Genomic DNA, 16,273 nt, shown 5'->3' on the forward strand with positions numbered 1-16,273 from the left:
CGCACATATCGCACCTTAGTCGTTAACGAAAAATGCCGAGCACCTAAGGTGCTCGGCGGGGTTGCGTAATAACGCAGTTCAGGGAATTAAAAACGAATACGCGCCACCAATGAGGCGTAACGCGCCGCTGGACGCCAGGTTGTCATGCCATAATCTGGGTTCAGCTCGAGCCCGTTGGCACCATATTGCGTGCGCTCTTCGTTAATGGCGATGGCGGTATCATCGTTCAGCACGTTATACACGGTGCCCTTAAGCATCAGCTCTTGACCAAATAGCTCGCCGTAGTAGCTTAACGACATATCTATTTGTGTACTCCAGGGCAAGTTGCCTTTGCTGCCACGCGGTGCTGGCTCACCGTTTTCATCATAATGCGAGGCATGATCGTAGTAGCGGCTGATACACGCATCCCAGGGGTTGCCTGGGGCACAACTATCAACGCCCTCGGGGTGCACACTGAAATAGCTTTTCGGGCGACCTGAGATGCCACGGGCAACCAGGCCAAAGGTTAAATTGTCGGTAATATCATACGTTCCCGAGAGCTTAATTGCGTGACGGTGGTCATTCGGTAGGTTGCCATAACCATGGTCCATTAAATCGCCGTAGTCATAAGAAGTTGTCCAACCGGGGTCGGCTTGATCGTTGTCGGTTTTTACCAAGCCTTCGGTGTTGCCCCAGCTGTGCGACCAGGTGTAAGAAGCGTCAATGCGCAGCTGCTCGGTGATGGCGCCATCCAAAGTGAACTCAAAAGCCAGGTATTTGCGCTCAGCCTTTGGCAATGCCAGCTCTTGGGCACTTAAGGTCACTTCATCAACTTGTCCATCCCCGTCGAAGTCATAGCTCATTTGTACACTCTCGCCGGGGTTATTAAGCACATAATAGGAGCCTTGACCGACATTATCGGCAATGCCTAATTCAGCCAGCTTTTTCGCCAGCACCGGCCCTACGTCTGTGTCCTCGACACTGCGCCCAAGCTTGCGATAAATGGCACGTGCTCCAAAGGTCATGTCGCTGAACACTTCTTGTTGGTAGCCAACAGTCCACTCATCGGAATACATAGGTTTAAGATTACTGGATGCAATCAGCCCCGGCTCAGTGATCCCGCGTTGACGCCAGCGTCTGTCGCGTAGCATCGCGCCCCGACTAGGAGAGCCATCCGCAAGTAAGATAGGCTCGCCCGAGCCATTGAGCTCGTCGAGCTCAAAGTATTCAAACCATTCCACCGATGCCGAACCTTGGGTAATGTTCATATTCGCCGACACGGGCTGAAAATAACGCCCATACGTGGCATAGACCTTGGCACTGCCATCGCCCCATAAGTCATATATGGCTTGCAGGCGCGGCGCTATCTGGTTGTCGATATCAACATAGGCGCGCCCGTCACTGACGGTGTTTTCAAATTGGCTATAGCGCAAGCCTAAATTCAGTACCAGCTGCTCGCTGACCTGCCATGAGTCGTTAATGTAAAACGCCAACGCACTGGTATCGGAATCAACGGCCCGGGTGCGTACTCGTCGCTCAATGTAATCTTCACCAGCGGCGGCACCGGAAATATCATTGTCTGCAGCGGTGGCAATGGTCCACCAGCCCATGGCATCACCTTCGCCATTTTGTCCGGAGAAGTAATCCACCTCGACCTTGGTGTAATCAACGCCAAACTGCAGCGCATGGGCGGCTAAGTCCCAGTTAAAATCTAGCCGCAGTTGGTCTCGGGTATATTCCTCTGCCGAGACATTGGCATTGGTGTGCTCGGAAAGCGTAATAAACCCATCGCGTTCGTCCCAAACTCCCGGGTTAATTGAAGCAACTACATTTTCAACATTCTCGGTAACGCGCCCGGCTACCGCCGACACAGAAAAATAATCACTGAGGTAGCCATTGTACGACAGGCTATACATGTTGCCGCCGTCCTCACCGGGTGCCGTCACTCCCTGCTGGTCGCCAATGCGGTCTTGCTGCCAGTTGTAGCCGTAGGTGTCCGTTTCCCATTCGCGCTTGTTGTTCATCGCCGAAAAACCAACGGCGTGGTCTTCGTTAATAAACCAATCCAATTTGCTGAACCAGCGGTCTTCATCGCGGGAGAAATCACTAAAGGTTGTTTGCCCTGCGCCCTCTGAGCTTTCGCGGCGCGGATTAAACAAAGCATAGGCAAATAAGGTGTCCTCAATCAGAGCGCCACTGGCCCATACTTGCAGCTCACTGAAGTCGTAGGCACTGCGCTGGGTATTGGTGCTGATGGTGCCATTACTTTGATAAATTGAGTCATGCTGGGAGCGCAGGCTATCCCCCTCCCAGCGCACCTCGGCGCCAGCGCTAAAGTCATTGTCACCGGATTTAGACACTGCATTGACAATACCCCCCATTGCGCCGCCAAATTCAGGGTTGATCCCTCCGGTTTTGACCTGGGTTTGCGAAATAGCCTCCCAAGGCAGGCGAATAGAGCCGAGCCCAGTGCGAATGCTGGTTACATTCAAACCATTAAAGTAATAGCCATTTTCCGCAGAGGATGCGCCGCCAAAGCTAGAAGCGCCATTAAAACTGCTGCCACCAGCGGCGGCGGTGCCCGGTGCCAGTAAAGCGATACTTTCAAACCCACTTTGCACGGGCATCACCTTGATTTCCTCATCAGAGAAAGTTAACCCAGAAGTCGATGAACCTAAATCGACACGACGAATCGCAGCACCGGTAACAGCAATGCGCTCCATGGGCTGCGCACCGGCCTGTAGCATTTGCGCATCTAAGATGATGGATTGACCAATGCTTACTTTCACGCCTTGCTCAATGACGTTTTGATAGCCCTCTTTGCTTATGGTGACGTTGTAAGTGCCCACCGGCACGTTCCGTAGAATGTATTCGCCATCGGCGTCGGTGCGGACTTCATAAGTTAACCCCTTGCTGATATGCACTAAAGTGATGGTGGCGCGGGTAATATCTTCACCGGCGCTGCTGACTATGGTGCCTTTAACGATACTGCTGCCATCCACCGCCATTGCAGGCGTGGCGCTGGCTACTGCAAGGGCCAAGGTACTAACTTGAAAAAGACGATTTAACGATGCCTGCATACCCTTGCGGGAGCGGCGCTTTGATGCTGTTGCCATGGTTTTATCCTGTTTGATGTTGTTGTTTTATTGCTCAAGGCGAACACACCATAGCGCTTTTACATATTGTATACAATATTAAATATACATAAAATACTTATATACTTAGTCAATTCTCTTATGAGTGAGAGATCATCGCGGCTATAGCAGCGGCTAGGACTGTTAGGGGATCACCGCAACCTGCTCAAATAGCTGAGCGAGGGCATCGGGCATAAATTTGCGCTGTGCGGTGATGGCGTAAAAATGCTCGTAAGCATCTGGCAGACTTTGATACTGACACAATATGCCTTGCTCTATTTCATCTTTTACCACCACCGGTGGTAGCACCGCCAGCGCACCGCTGTCCCGTGCCAATAGCCGAAGCATCGCCATATCATTTGCTTGTGCTTTAATATCAGGTTTGTACTGCCATCGCGCGCACAAGGCGTTAAAAGAGTCACGAATTTCTGAGTTTTCGCTCGGCACCACCCACTGCACCTGCTCGTACCCCAAGGGAAAATCACTGTCTATTTTAGTGCTTGGCGGCCCAACTATCGCCAAGGCTTGGCGGGATAGCAACCGGCTCTGCCAGAGATCGTCTTGATGATTTGGGCTGATGGCGCGATTGGTTAGCACCACATCCAGTTCATGATCAATCAAGCCATTGAGCAATCCCTCCATGCGCCGCGCAGTCAAAGAAAAGCTCACATCTTGATGATTCAGTAGTGGGGTAATAAAGCCCTCGATAAAGTTCCGCGATAAGGTATTAAGCACACCAATCGACAAATGCTGTTTCTCTTGCTGTACTCCTTTTAATAAAAACGACGAAAGCTCCTCACCTTTATTAAATATATCATCGGCATAGGCCAATACCCGCTTACCCATATCGGTTAACACAAGGTTGCGACCTTGGCGAGCGAACAACTTAATTGCCATTGATTGTTCGAGCTGCTTAATTTGTACCGATAACGCTGATTGCGATACATGCAACTCCTGCGCTGCTTGGGTTAGGTTTCCCAAACGAGCGACACGCCAGAAGTAATACAGGTGATGATAGTTGAGTCGATTCATTATACTTATATAAAATAGAACGGTTCGTTAAATTATATATATTTTTTTTACTTTTGCATCTTTGCCATACTAGCTGCACTCAACCAAGGAGCCATCGATGAGTGACATGTTAATTTCTGTTTTACTGGCCTTTATTCCTGTGAGCTTAGCGCTAAGTTCTTGGTATATAGGGACGCAGAAGCGTGCCAACAATGGCAAAGGAGCGTTTCGCCTTATCTCCCTACTTGGCTTTATATTCGCCGCCACAGCGGTGCTTTACAGCCAATTTGATGCCACTCCCCTTAGCGTATTAACACTGTCCCCTGCGCGCTTAATCGTCCTTGGCCTAATCCTTTTCATGAGTTTGATATTAATAAAGTTTTGCCGCAACTACATGGCCGGCGAGCAGCGAATCAACTTATTTTGGCGACGCTTAATCGCTACCTTAAGTGCGGTCTCCTTAGTGGTAATTAGTAACCACCTTGTGCTGTTTTGGCTGGGCTGGGTGGCCATTAGCCTCGCCCTCCACAGATTGCTGATGTTCTATCCTGACAGACCGCGTGCGGTGATGGCTGCCCATAAAAAGTTTATTGTGGCACGCTGCGCAGAAACCTCGCTGTTAGTGGCCTTTGCTCTGCTTTATTGGCATCACGATAGCTTGTTAATCAATGAAATTACCGCTTCTTATGTTAACAACACGGTGCCATTGACACTCATCGAACACTGCGCCGGGTTTTTTATTGCCCTAGCGGCCTTGATTAAGTGTGCACAGCTACCCATTCACGGTTGGCTGATGCAAGTAGTTGAGGCTCCTACCCCGGTTAGTGCGCTTTTGCATGCTGGGGTTATCAACCTAGGCGGCTTTTTGTTAATCATCTTCGCGCCCCTATTTATGCAAGCCACCGTGGGACAATGGTTAGTACTTATCGTTGCCGGACTCACCACAGTGATCAGCGCCCTTGTGATGACCACTCGGGTAAGCGTAAAGGTACGCTTGGCGTGGTCCACCAGTGCACAAATGGGGTTAATGCTGGTTGAATGCGCATTAGGGCTGTTTGAGCTCGCCCTGCTGCACCTTGTGACCCACTCAGCCTACAAAGCACACGCATTTTTAAATTCAGGCAGCGCCGTGCAAGAAGATATCGCTCGGCGGCTGTCACCAGGGCGCTCACCCAATGGCAAAGACTGGCTTGCCAGTGGCGTGTTCTCCTGCATTGCCGTAGCTTTGGTATACGATTTTAGCGGTTACTACGGCGCCATCAGTGTATGGGCGCTGGTTGCCCTCGCCTTGAGTGTGCTTATTGCTACTCGTCGTGGACTTATCACCAACGGCCACTTTGTCACCATGGCGCTGTTAGCTCTGGCTCTGGCCAGCTGTTATGCTGCCCTTAAATCGCTGTTTGCAGTTGCTGTGCCCGCAAGTAACTGGCGAGAGGCCCCCTTGAGTGCTGCCGACCTGTGGACCTTATTACTGATTGTCAGCCTGATGTGTTGCAGTTATGTTTTACGCTATCAAAACCATAAACCTAGAGTGCAAGCACTCTCAGCTATCTTGTTCGCAGGTTTGTACTTAGATGAATGGCTGACTCGACTCACTCTGAGAATATGGCCTACGCGCTTGCCCACCCGGCAAAATGCTAAAACTGCCTCACACTCGTCCGCCAGTTCAGCTAAGGAGAACTTTTAATGAGCGCTCAGCAACCCTCGCCTTCACCGCTATTTAGCTTGAGCAGCACGCAGCAACAGGCTATTACTCAAGCATGCCAATACATAGCGCCGAACTGGCCGTTAGATCAGATGATAGCGGTTAATCCGTTTTGGGAAATGCGCGGCCTTGCCATTGAAGATGTGGCTGCCCGGCTGGCAACCTTGGCCAATGTCGACTTGCTCATGCCTCGTGCGTATTATCGCCAGCGCTGGGCCGATGGCGACATCACCGATGCGCATTTGGCCATGGCCAACAGTCAACTAGGCTATGACTTCACCCCCGAGCAACTACACAGTGCTTTGGAAATCGCGCTGCCACAACAGCATTGGCACAATATCGCCGATTTACTAGACGCCCACCGCCCGGCCCACAAAATGGCGTGGCGGGATGAAATAATCCATCAGATCAGTCAGTTCTGCGCTGCTCATTACCAAAAGTTAAGGCCGATGCTGTACCGTGACGATGTCTCGTCAATGCCAGACTTATACCAACACTGGCTCAGTGTTATTCGTGCTGACAAAGGCATCAGTATCGTCATGGATGAAGCTGGTTTGCATGAATATTTTCAGCAACTACCGGAAACGGCTGATGAGCTGTTATCGCAAAGCCTGCGCTTATTAGAGCTGGATGATAATATGCTTGAGCCCTATGCTCATGCGTTATTGCTCGATATGAACGGTTGGGCCTCATGGGTGGCCTACATTCGCTGGCAAGGCCGGCTCTATCAACAACCGCAAGACGACATGCTGCAACTGCTGGCGATCCGCATGGCTTGGGATGTGGTCATTTGGCGCTATTTAAAAGCGCAACACACCAGCACATTCGCGGTGTTACATGAGCAATGGCAATGTGAAAAACAGCACCTTCCTGAGCGAACACAAGCGTTTAAAGCAGCGCAAAAACCTTTGTGGGTGTGGGCCAAAGCGTTAGAGGTCAATTATCAGCAAAACTTGCATGCCACACTCAAAGCAGCAGAGCCTGCTCCCCCTAGCGAAAGTGCGCTACAGGCTGTGTTTTGTATTGATGTGCGCTCAGAAGTGATGCGCCGTGCCTTAGAGGCACAAAGTGAGCATATTCATACTTTTGGTTTTGCAGGCTTTTTTGGCTTACCGCTGGAATATCAACCAGCGGACAGCGCGCTCAAACGCCCGCAACTTCCGGGACTGCTTAAACCTGTTATCAAAGTAAGTGAAGCGCAGGCGCCTAAAGGTGCAAAACGCAAACGCCACTTCAGTGCCCATTGGCAAGGCTGGTCAAAGGCGGCGCCGTCGTCATTTTCGATGGTGGAATCCGCAGGCTGGATGTACGCCCTGAAAATGCTGAAAAACTCATTTAAACGTGCCAAACAAGCCGCACACAATGAGCACATTGAGTGGCAACTGCATAAGGACGACCATAACCTAAGCTTGGCGCAGCAAGCTGAGTTCGCCTACGGCGTACTCAAAGCCATGGGCATACAGCGGTATGCACCCAAGGTGTTGTTAGTGGGTCACGGCAGCCACACCACCAATAACCTCCACGCTGCCGGCCTTGAGTGCGGTGCCTGTGGCGGACAAAGCGGCGAGGTGAATGTGCGTGTGCTAGCGCAATTATTGAATGACGAAAAAGTACGTGAACAGGTGGCAAGCAAAGGGATCACGATTCCTAGCGTCACCGAGTTTGTTGCCGCGCTGCATAACACCACCACCGACCATATTCAGATTTTTGATAGCGAATTGGACAAGCAAAGCCGTCAGTGGCTCGATAACGCCACGAACACAGCTCAGCGCGAACGGCTGATCAATATTGCCCCTGAGCTTAAAGAGCAAAGCGATAAAGACATCGACAAAGCCTATTTAAACCGCGCTGGCGACTGGTCGCAAGTGCGCCCAGAATGGGGGCTGGCTAATAATGCCGCCTTTATCGTCGCACCGCGTAGCTGGACACGCAATGCAAACCTGCAAGGGCGTAGCTTTTTGCACGACTACCACTGGCAACATGATGAAGCCTTTCGCACTTTAGAGCTTATTATGACCGCGCCAATGATAGTAACAAATTGGATCAACAGCCAATATACCGCATCGGTCACCGATAACTACAAATACGGCAGTGGCAATAAGGTATTGCACAATGCAGTAGGCGGTAACATAGGGATCTTTGAGGGTAACGGCGGCGACTTACGTATTGGCCTGGCGATGCAATCTATCCACAATGGCGAACGCTGGATGCACGAACCACTGCGTTTGAGCGTGTACATCGCCGCGCCACGAACGCCTATTGAGTCTATTTATGCGCGCCACGAAAGCGTTAAAAGCCTGGTTGATAACCGTTGGCTCAACTTAATGCGCTGGGACGACGACGGCCAGATTGAACGCTTTTGTGGCGGCGCGTGGCAAACATGCTAAGCATACACGCTGTTGTGCCATGAGAGCATAACAGCCAAAAGCAATAACAGCTGCGCTACTTGGCTTTTAGAGTCGCTCAGTGGTGATGCGCACCAGCATGTAAATTTGGAATAAGTGAAGTTGTCCACTAAGGTCAAAATGAGGCTCGTTATGCAGAACAGCTTTTGGCCCGAATAAGTAGAAAATCAGGCTAAAGCACTGAAAATATTAAAGTTACTATTTTACATACCGTGCCATTGTTAGGCTCGGATATCTCAATGCTCGTTTCCCACCACCCTATTCTATTTAGACATTGCCAATCCACTCTGGTAACTTTATGAATTCATGGAAAAATATTAAGTGTGCAACTAATTTTGTAACCCTAGCCAGTTGAGCAGAAGAGCACGGAATAACTCTGGAGTTATTAAGCTGGGCAAGCCGACAAAGACCTCATACATAGGACGGTTCAACCGGACTTACCGAGGTTTAACGGGAAACTGGATAACCAAATATAACGAAAAACGACCTTACACCATGGTAGTATTTAGCGAAGAATGAACTCTAATTACGGATGCAACTAATTAGAGGAGGTATACAACTCACAAAGTGTTTACATATCAGTGCGCTACCGAAAGTTCTAGCCCGCTGAGCACCACTAAATTAATAGTGGTGCAGATGTCATTAGAATTAGAGCTTTAATTTCTCTAAAATCTACCGCAAGTGTCGATCCAACTTATAGTTGATGTCCAGCACTGTTGGTTCCCCTCTTCATCATTTGAGCATATGTTTGTTTCTGCTTTGTATAAGCAAAATGAGTCTTGTGGCCACCCTGAACCACCGACAAATGGGTCTTGTTCAGTGCCTGTTCCTGTTCCTGGACCTTCATAGTTAGTAACATCCTCGGCTGAGTCCCGGATAAACTCGTCCCAACACTCAGACATTTTAGACGTATCTAATCTGAACTCTCCATTGTCAGGTTGAAACAAATCATTTACAGAAATACCATCAATTTTTGACAGCCTTTTATTTAGACTAAAATCAGCAAAGATTTGAACAGAATCGCCGTTGACTATTGAGGTTTTTACGCTCATATCAAATGTTAAATAATTTGCAAAATCATAAAATTTAGAAGCTGAATAGTTTTCTTCTAAGTATTTTAAAGAAACATTGATCCCTGCGCCTGATCTGCTTATCGAAACGCCACCTCCGCCAACTATGGCTTGATGTTTTATTTCTTCCCAAGTTTGTCCTGAAGCAAATTCGTTGAGACTAGCTGCTAACTCCATCTTAACTTCCCTCTTTTGAGCATTACCTCTGAAAAAATTAGTTGGGTGTTCAAGGCATGAAGAGCTTGTAGCTTCACTAAAAACTTTATCGAAGCTGCTAGATTCGTTGTATTGGAAAATATTTTCCGACAGTTTGAATGAGCTAGATTGATTAAGTCCTAACATCACAGATTCAAAGTCGTTTTGAAATTTGAAATAGTCGTATGCTGCTAGCCTTTCTGTGGGAGTAATTAACCCCGAGACTACGCTCACTGTGGGCCTGTCATAGGAATCAATAGCAGTATTTACGATAAATTTATAAATACTTTCATCATTCTGTGACAAAACTATGATCTCTTTCCTAACAGGCTCGCAATAAGTTGCTGGCGATCCATTTTCATATATACTGCAGTTGTTTCTGGGAGCTTCTAAAGTTGCTATTTGTTTAGCCTCCTCAAAATAGCAGCTTTTACAACCATATGCTTCTGTTAATGCAGCCAAAGACTGTGAGCTTATAAATAAAGAACTCGCCACGATTAAAGTTACGCTCAATGATTTCCATATCCTCATTAAATACACCTTATATATATTCAAAAATCAGAAGTTAAAACATTTCACAAAAAAAACAAAAATGCAACAACAAAAAATGTAATACATAAAACTTAACGAATTAACACTAATCTACTCGTTATCGTTCAGTATTGATACTGTGAATTTTCATCCAGCAAGCTTTTTAAAAAGCATAAAATACTATTGACTTTACTCCTTCGTCGCTTATTCTGGCCAATCAAATTTTTTATTATTAACAGGACGTTAGTGCCATAAGGACTTAGCAATGAGAAAAACAGTTACATTATCAATTTTTAGCTTTTTTTTGATATCATGTGTCTCAACGACTCCCCCTACTTCTCCTAAAGAGCAAATTCAGTATATTGATTTGACCTCAGACGATAAAAAGGAATTAGTTAATGAGTATTGGGTAGTAGAAAAAAGACAAGACCCCAAATACCCAGTTGATGCTGCTAAGGAAGGTCTATCTGGCTGCGTAGAGCTTGTTGTAGGCATCAAGGAAAACGGGAAAGCGGGAGGTTATAAAGTCAAAAAGTCATACCCTGAAGGGGTATTTGACAAGCATGCAGCAGCAGCATTAAATAATTGGCAGTGGTCAGCTTCAGATAAAAATACTGATAAAGCGCCAGTACTAACTACAATCAAGTTGGACTTTATGGTTAGTAATTCTAAAAATAAAGCTGAAGCAGAGAAGCAATGTGGATTCCCGCATAAGCAATAACCCTAACCATCTTCTAGGATAAAATACAGTTGGCTTAGCTTCTTCGTGGCTTATATAAGCCAACTATATTTTCATTATTAACAGGACGTTATTTTTCAGGAGAATATGCACGATGTAAGCTCCTTTTGGCAGAAGAGTATTAAGCTTGTGGAGAGTATTGGCTTACGATTCGCGCACTTGGGGAGCCGAAAAATGGCTTTACCGAATAGTTATTGCTACGCTCGGCTTTTATCGCCCTACTCACCTCACCCCTTATGACTCAGTGCTCGCAAGTATCTAAAATATCATCCGCTTTACAGTGCCTGTGCTCAGAAGTTCTTTGTGTAATGCAACAATTGAAAAATACGGTCTCTAACTATACTTGCCCGATAATCACCACGAGAAATCGCTGCAGAGCTACCAAAGCTTTTACGGTTCCAAGTATTCTTAATAAACTCAAATTCCGCATCACGGTACTTTACCCAGTTCAACTGCGCAGCTATCAACTCTGAACGTCTATTATCTGGCAATTTAGACGTCAGTTCTTGCGCAGCTTTCTCAAGCTCTTTATTCAAAAAGTTCAGGTAATGGTTATAGGCAACAAGATAGTCACTTGTACTATTTTTAGGGTCTTCAATCGCTAACAAATAGCTAGCCTCGCGTTTTACAAATTCTCCAATTAAGTCTGGTGCATCCGGATTATCGATTGCATGTGCCTTTACAACCCCCATAAACAGCCAAAATGCCAGAACAAATTTATAAACTATTCCTTTTTTGGTTTTTATCACTTTGCATAAACTCCTTTACTGTAGCTTTACCATTGTGCCTATCTTGTGCTTCTCAAGCCACGGTTAACTTCCCTTGATATTGATACTCGGCTTTTAAAGCAATCTCTACTTTTTATAAAGCTTTCTTATAAAAAACATTTATATTCAGCCTGTTAGGCATTGCTTTATCACCTTTAATCACAACTTTGTCACTCAATTTCTCGTCTTTATCACTTTTATTTGCGCTCATTCGCGCATCATCCAATGGTGTTTTACAACGAGAAAAAAAGATGAAAGATGCTCTAACCATTCAACGCTACTTTGTTAAGTTACTCATGTTATTTATTTGCTTACTAGGCACGCCAGTACAGGCAAAGTGGCAACAATTCACCCACACCGATACGCCCATTCCCAACTTAAAAAATAAACCCAAAATCGATGGCAAATTCGCTGCGGGTGAGTGGCGAGATGCAAAACGCATAGAGGACTTTGTCGTTTTTCGCCCAAATATAGGCGAGCGCCCCGATTATCCGGTACAAGCTTATATCAGCTACGATAGCGAGTTCTTTTACGTAGCGGCGAAGATCAGCCAGCCTGAGCAAACTCTCACCGACAGGGTGCTCACTCAAGGTGAGTACATGTGGCATGAAGATTACTTCGGTTTGGTGTTAGATACCAACTTCGATAAATCTGATGCCTACCTTTTTCATGTCACCCCCTCCGGTGTAAAAGAAGACGGCCTAGTCGATGGCACCCGCTATATTGGCGAGTGGAAGACCCTTTGGTATGCCAAAACCAGCATTGAGGCACAAAGTTGGTATGTGGAAATTGCTATTCCCATGCAGTCCATCTCATTTGAAAAAGATACCGAAAACTGGGGGCTACAGCTTCGCCATAGGGTTGCGAGCCCGAACACTCAGGTGTACTGGAACCTCAATAACCCCAGCAATTATGCCTGGCATACCAATCAATTGGCGCCCATTAGCGGTTTAACGGGCTTAGAGCAAGGGCTTGGAATTGAAGCAAAGCCGAGCTTGGCCTATAAACGTAACCAAAGTGAGAGCGACTTAGCGCCATCGTTGGACCTACTCTATAAACTGACTCCAAGTCTCTCGGGAATGTTAACCCTCAACACCGACTTTTCCGGCACAGAAGTGGACGAAGTGCCGCTTAATACCACGCGCTTTAGCCAGTATTTTACTGAAAAGCGCGATTTTTTCTTGCAGGATAGTCAGATCTTTCGCTTTGGCGGTATGGATGATAACTACGCGAACGGCATGGCGTTTTACTCCCGGCGTATCGGACAAGGTAAAGACTCGAACTTACTGGATATCAATTGGGGGACCAAGCTCACAGGGCAAATCGGCGACACTCGTTTAGGGATATTAAGCGTCAATCAAGATAGCGATACTTCGCGAGCACAACAAACGCAACTAAGTGTGGCGCGATTAACTCATCAAGTTGCCCCTGCGCATCAGCTAGGCGCCATTTTAACTCATGGTAGCCCAGATGATTCGGGGGATAGAACCCTAGTAGGTGCCGATTACCGCTACCAAAGTACGCTGTTTAATGACTATCCTCTAGTTGCCCATGCCTTCTACCAGCAAGCGGAGCTGGCAGATAAAGTGCAGCCTAACGATGCTGATAAAGCATCATATGGCGCCTCGCTGAGGCTGCTAAACGACGCTTTTTATTTACGCGGGCGCTTTCAATATATAGGTAAAGACTTTAACCCTGCTTTGGGGTTTGTGAATCGCAGAGATTTACGCTACTACGAGAGCGTGAGTCATTATCGGATACGGCCGAAATCGGGTTGGTTAGCTCAGCATATTAATTATTATCAGTTCACTGGTTTTTATTATCTAAGGGAGAACACTGAGGGGCATCGCCAAGGGCAAAGCGTATTTATAAGGCCGCTTCAGGTTGAAACCAAAGGTGATAACTTCTTTTTCCTCAGTCACAACCGCTATCAAAAAATACTCGAGCGACCATTTAACTTTACCGATAAATTGACCTTCACAGCCGGAGAGTATAACTACAGCCACAATGAGCTCTATTTTAGAACAGCGAACAGTAAACCTTTTTACGTCACCGCCAGACTCGCAAAAGGGATGTTTTACGATGCCGACTTTGAACGACTCAGCACCACCCTTAATTACCGCCCGAATAGGCATTTATATTTGGAACTGAGCCGCGATATGTACTACTACGATACCGACACCGCCGCTGATAAGCTCTTCAACACTCAATTACGCGTGAATATCGCCTTTAATACTGAATGGTCGTGGAATAATCTGCTGCAGCATAACACCCAAGCTGACAGTTTTTCGGTATTCAGTCGAGTGCGTTATGAGCCATCGCCAGACGCCGTGTACTTGCTTAGCCTCAACCGGGGCTACGATTTGCAGCAGGGCTGGCACCAACGGGAGCAAGTGTTTGACGAAACAGCTATAAAAATGGCCTACACCTACAGATGGTAGCGCCACGAAGCTAACAGCTCCCTCCCCCTTTTTAAGCCATAACCTGTTATTGCGCGTGTGTTGTATACAGATCACTGCTAAACGCACGCGTACCACCATAGACAATGTGCCCATTTTCAACATCAAAGCCATAGTAAGCATTAAGCGGTTGCTGAGTTAACAGCTGCAAAGAGGTTGGATTTATCTTGTAGGAGGAAAGCTGCGCCTCTTTATAGTTATTTAAATACAACACCCCGTTATCAATAATGGCATTCGCATAGCTTGCCACTTCTCCTATCGGCTCAGCCTCGGGTAGCCGGCCATCAAGAATCTCGGAAAAGGAAAAACGATACAACTCATTGCTTTGATTTATGAGGTAAGCAAATTGTGGCTCGCTGTTATCGACGAGAATGCGTACCCAAGGAGCGTCTAGTTCAGCCAATAACTGCATCTGTCGGTTATAAATCCTCACTCGGCGCTGGTGCTGATTCTTCACCGTTAAAGAAAACAACGTCGGGTTAAGCCAAGACAGTGCAAAGCCATAGCCATCTATGTGTGCTCGTTTGGCTATACCGTGCTCTACAATATCCACCAGCCAGAGCTGACGATTATCATGATTAACTACGGCCAGCTTATCGTCTGGTGAAACCGCCAGCTCATTTAATACCATATGCTCGGACATAGGCACTATTTGCTGTGCTCTTTGTCCTGGGGCCTGAAAATAAATATGGTCGCTGCCAGCACGATTGGAAACGAAGTAAATACCGGGTTGAGTATGAGCGAATGCCGGCAATCGCTCATTGCCATTACTGTTGTCCAGCTCAAATCCAGGGTTTTGCCAGCGAATATCTATGTTTTTATCGTAGGTTGAGTAGATGTAATCTTTCTCATTGGGGTGGCGCGCCAGCGCGCAACATAGTCTATCGCCTAAACTGGCGATTACCTGAGACTCACCGCTTTGAATATTCAGCATTTGTAGTTGTGCGGGTTTTGATGCGGAAACATAAATAAGCTGATGCTGCGCATGGCCCCAAATAGCTTGATTCAACTGCTGCGCGACATCAATCAAAGGCTCTGCCGCCCCAGTAGCAAGATCAACCTGGTAAAGTCGACTTTGCCCTTCACTATTATTGGCAACCAATAACAAATTTTTGGCTCCGGGCTTTAAATCAAGATCAACTAAATGCCATTGCTCAGGCAACTCAACAGCCACCGGCTCAAGGCCTTGGTTCAGATTAATTCGATAGAGCCTATTTCTATGCTCATGGTTGCGGGCATGACCAAGCAGCCAAACCGACTCGGTTTGTGTATCAAAAGTGTATCGGTGCGATATTAAGCTCTCGCAATCAAGTATTTGTGCACTTGGTGCAGTCAGTGCTGCACTTTCACGACTAAACGGCACCTTGAACCAGCCGCATTGGTCTTGGTAGTAGCCTTTAACAATCAGTGCGTTGGCGGTTTGAGCAATAAGGGAGTCAAAATAGTAATCTTTACTTTCAATAACCGCACCAACATCGTCATTATTGTTGTCCAAGCGCTTATGCCATAACTCATTACCATTGGCATAGGTATTATTGATAAAGGTTACAGTGTTCCCTTTTGGCGCCACCACTAGGCTTCTTTTAGCCCCATCAACGCGGGTTAGTACGGTATTTTCACCGTAATTTAGGCCGCCGTTCTCGCCATTTTGCCAAAATAACAACAATACAACCACCGCACAAATTAGTACGGGCAACGCAGCTTTAACGGCAAGGTTGCGGCTTTTGGGCTGGGTGTTGGTGTTAATTTCATCCACATGCACGTTTGTGTTGAGGCTATCTTGAGTGTGTACAGTGGCAATAAAGCGGTAGCCCTGCTTTGGCACAGTTTGAATATAACGCGGCGATTTAGGGTCATCGGCCAATGTTTTTCGCAAGCTGGCAACAAGCTTATTAATAGCGTTGTCGGTGACTATCACCCCCTGCCAGATGGCTTGTTGCAATTCGTCTCGGCTAATAATTCTATTTGGGTTGGCAAGAAAAAACCGCAACAGCGCAACCATTCTTGGGTCTAAGGAAACGGAATATTCTTGGTTCTTTAATTCATGGGTGCTGGTATCAAACCGATACTCGCCAAAGAAAATACATTCCATTGATGGCTCGAATTGTTCTTTTTATTGCTCCCTAGTCTATAAGGAAGGCGGTTCAATGCAAGCTTAGGTTGTAACAAAATCGTCGGTGTAATCACGCGCTTAGGTTTCAGTACTGAGAATCACGCTTTGGCCTGAAATAAGCGTGGTTGCAGGCTTTAATCAGCATTGCGGCGAGACTCTTGCTCA

9 protein-coding genes and 1 pseudogene are annotated in these 16,273 nt (G+C 46.9%); 5 read left to right on the forward strand and 5 right to left on the reverse strand.

Translation table 11 applies throughout. The features are described from left to right. Positions 1 to 86: 86 nt before the first annotated feature. Complete coding sequence (locus MHM95_RS06620) at positions 87 to 3,095, reverse strand: TonB-dependent receptor (protein ID WP_239384770.1); 3,009 nt, start codon at positions 3,093 to 3,095, stop codon at positions 87 to 89. Positions 3,096 to 3,257: 162 nt separating this feature from the next. Then, positions 3,258 to 4,145: a LysR family transcriptional regulator gene (locus tag MHM95_RS06625; protein ID WP_022945812.1), complete on the reverse strand. Its 888-nt coding sequence runs from the start codon at positions 4,143 to 4,145 to the stop codon at positions 3,258 to 3,260. Between the two features lie 97 nt (positions 4,146 to 4,242). Here MHM95_RS06625 and MHM95_RS06630 point away from each other — a divergent pair, with 97 nt between their 5' ends. From MHM95_RS06630 to MHM95_RS06640, 3 genes and pseudogenes are all read left to right on the forward strand, one after another. Beyond that, the gene (locus MHM95_RS06630; protein ID WP_239384771.1) at positions 4,243 to 5,811 is read left to right on the forward strand and encodes an NADH-quinone oxidoreductase subunit L; all 1,569 of its coding nucleotides are present in this window, start codon (positions 4,243 to 4,245) and stop codon (positions 5,809 to 5,811) included. Continuing rightward, positions 5,811 to 8,216 carry a DUF2309 domain-containing protein gene (locus MHM95_RS06635; RefSeq protein WP_239384772.1) on the forward strand — a complete coding sequence of 802 codons (2,406 nt, stop codon included), beginning with the start codon at positions 5,811 to 5,813 and terminating at the stop codon, positions 8,214 to 8,216. Before MHM95_RS06630 ends, MHM95_RS06635 begins: the two co-directional genes overlap by 1 nt. Before the next feature lie 402 nt (positions 8,217 to 8,618). Beyond that, positions 8,619 to 8,736 (forward strand): annotated as a pseudogene (locus MHM95_RS06640) (IS3 family transposase); the annotation flags it as partial. A gap of 163 nt (positions 8,737 to 8,899) precedes the next feature. Here MHM95_RS06640 and MHM95_RS06645 read toward each other — a convergent pair. Next, entirely contained in the window at positions 8,900 to 10,030 is a 1,131-nt protein-coding gene (locus tag MHM95_RS06645; RefSeq protein ID WP_239384773.1) for a hypothetical protein, read from the reverse strand. Positions 10,031 to 10,295: 265 nt separating this feature from the next. On the opposite strand from MHM95_RS06645, the gene MHM95_RS06650 reads away from it, so the two are divergent. Beyond that, positions 10,296 to 10,751, forward strand: coding sequence for an energy transducer TonB (locus tag MHM95_RS06650; RefSeq protein ID WP_239384774.1), 456 nt, complete (start codon positions 10,296 to 10,298; stop codon positions 10,749 to 10,751). A gap of 308 nt (positions 10,752 to 11,059) precedes the next feature. On the opposite strand, the gene MHM95_RS06655 is transcribed toward MHM95_RS06650, so the two are convergent. Beyond that, positions 11,060 to 11,518 carry a lysozyme inhibitor LprI family protein gene (locus tag MHM95_RS06655; RefSeq protein WP_239384775.1) on the reverse strand — a complete coding sequence of 153 codons (459 nt, stop codon included), beginning with the start codon at positions 11,516 to 11,518 and terminating at the stop codon, positions 11,060 to 11,062. Positions 11,519 to 11,787: 269 nt separating this feature from the next. Between MHM95_RS06655 and MHM95_RS06660 the strand changes: the two genes are divergently transcribed. Further along, on the forward strand, positions 11,788 to 13,977 hold the full coding sequence (locus MHM95_RS06660; protein WP_239384776.1) for a DUF5916 domain-containing protein: 2,190 nt from the start codon (positions 11,788 to 11,790) through the stop codon (positions 13,975 to 13,977). A 46-nt stretch (positions 13,978 to 14,023) separates the two neighbouring features. Here MHM95_RS06660 and MHM95_RS06665 read toward each other — a convergent pair whose 3' ends face one another. Further along, on the reverse strand, positions 14,024 to 16,087 hold the full coding sequence (locus MHM95_RS06665) for a winged helix-turn-helix domain-containing protein (RefSeq protein WP_239384777.1): 2,064 nt from the start codon (positions 16,085 to 16,087) through the stop codon (positions 14,024 to 14,026). Between the last annotated feature and the right edge of the window lie 186 nt (positions 16,088 to 16,273).

It is taken from the genome of Pseudoalteromonas sp. CnMc7-15 (assembly GCF_022347925.1).
Lineage (GTDB): Bacteria > Pseudomonadota > Gammaproteobacteria > Enterobacterales > Alteromonadaceae > Pseudoalteromonas > Pseudoalteromonas ruthenica.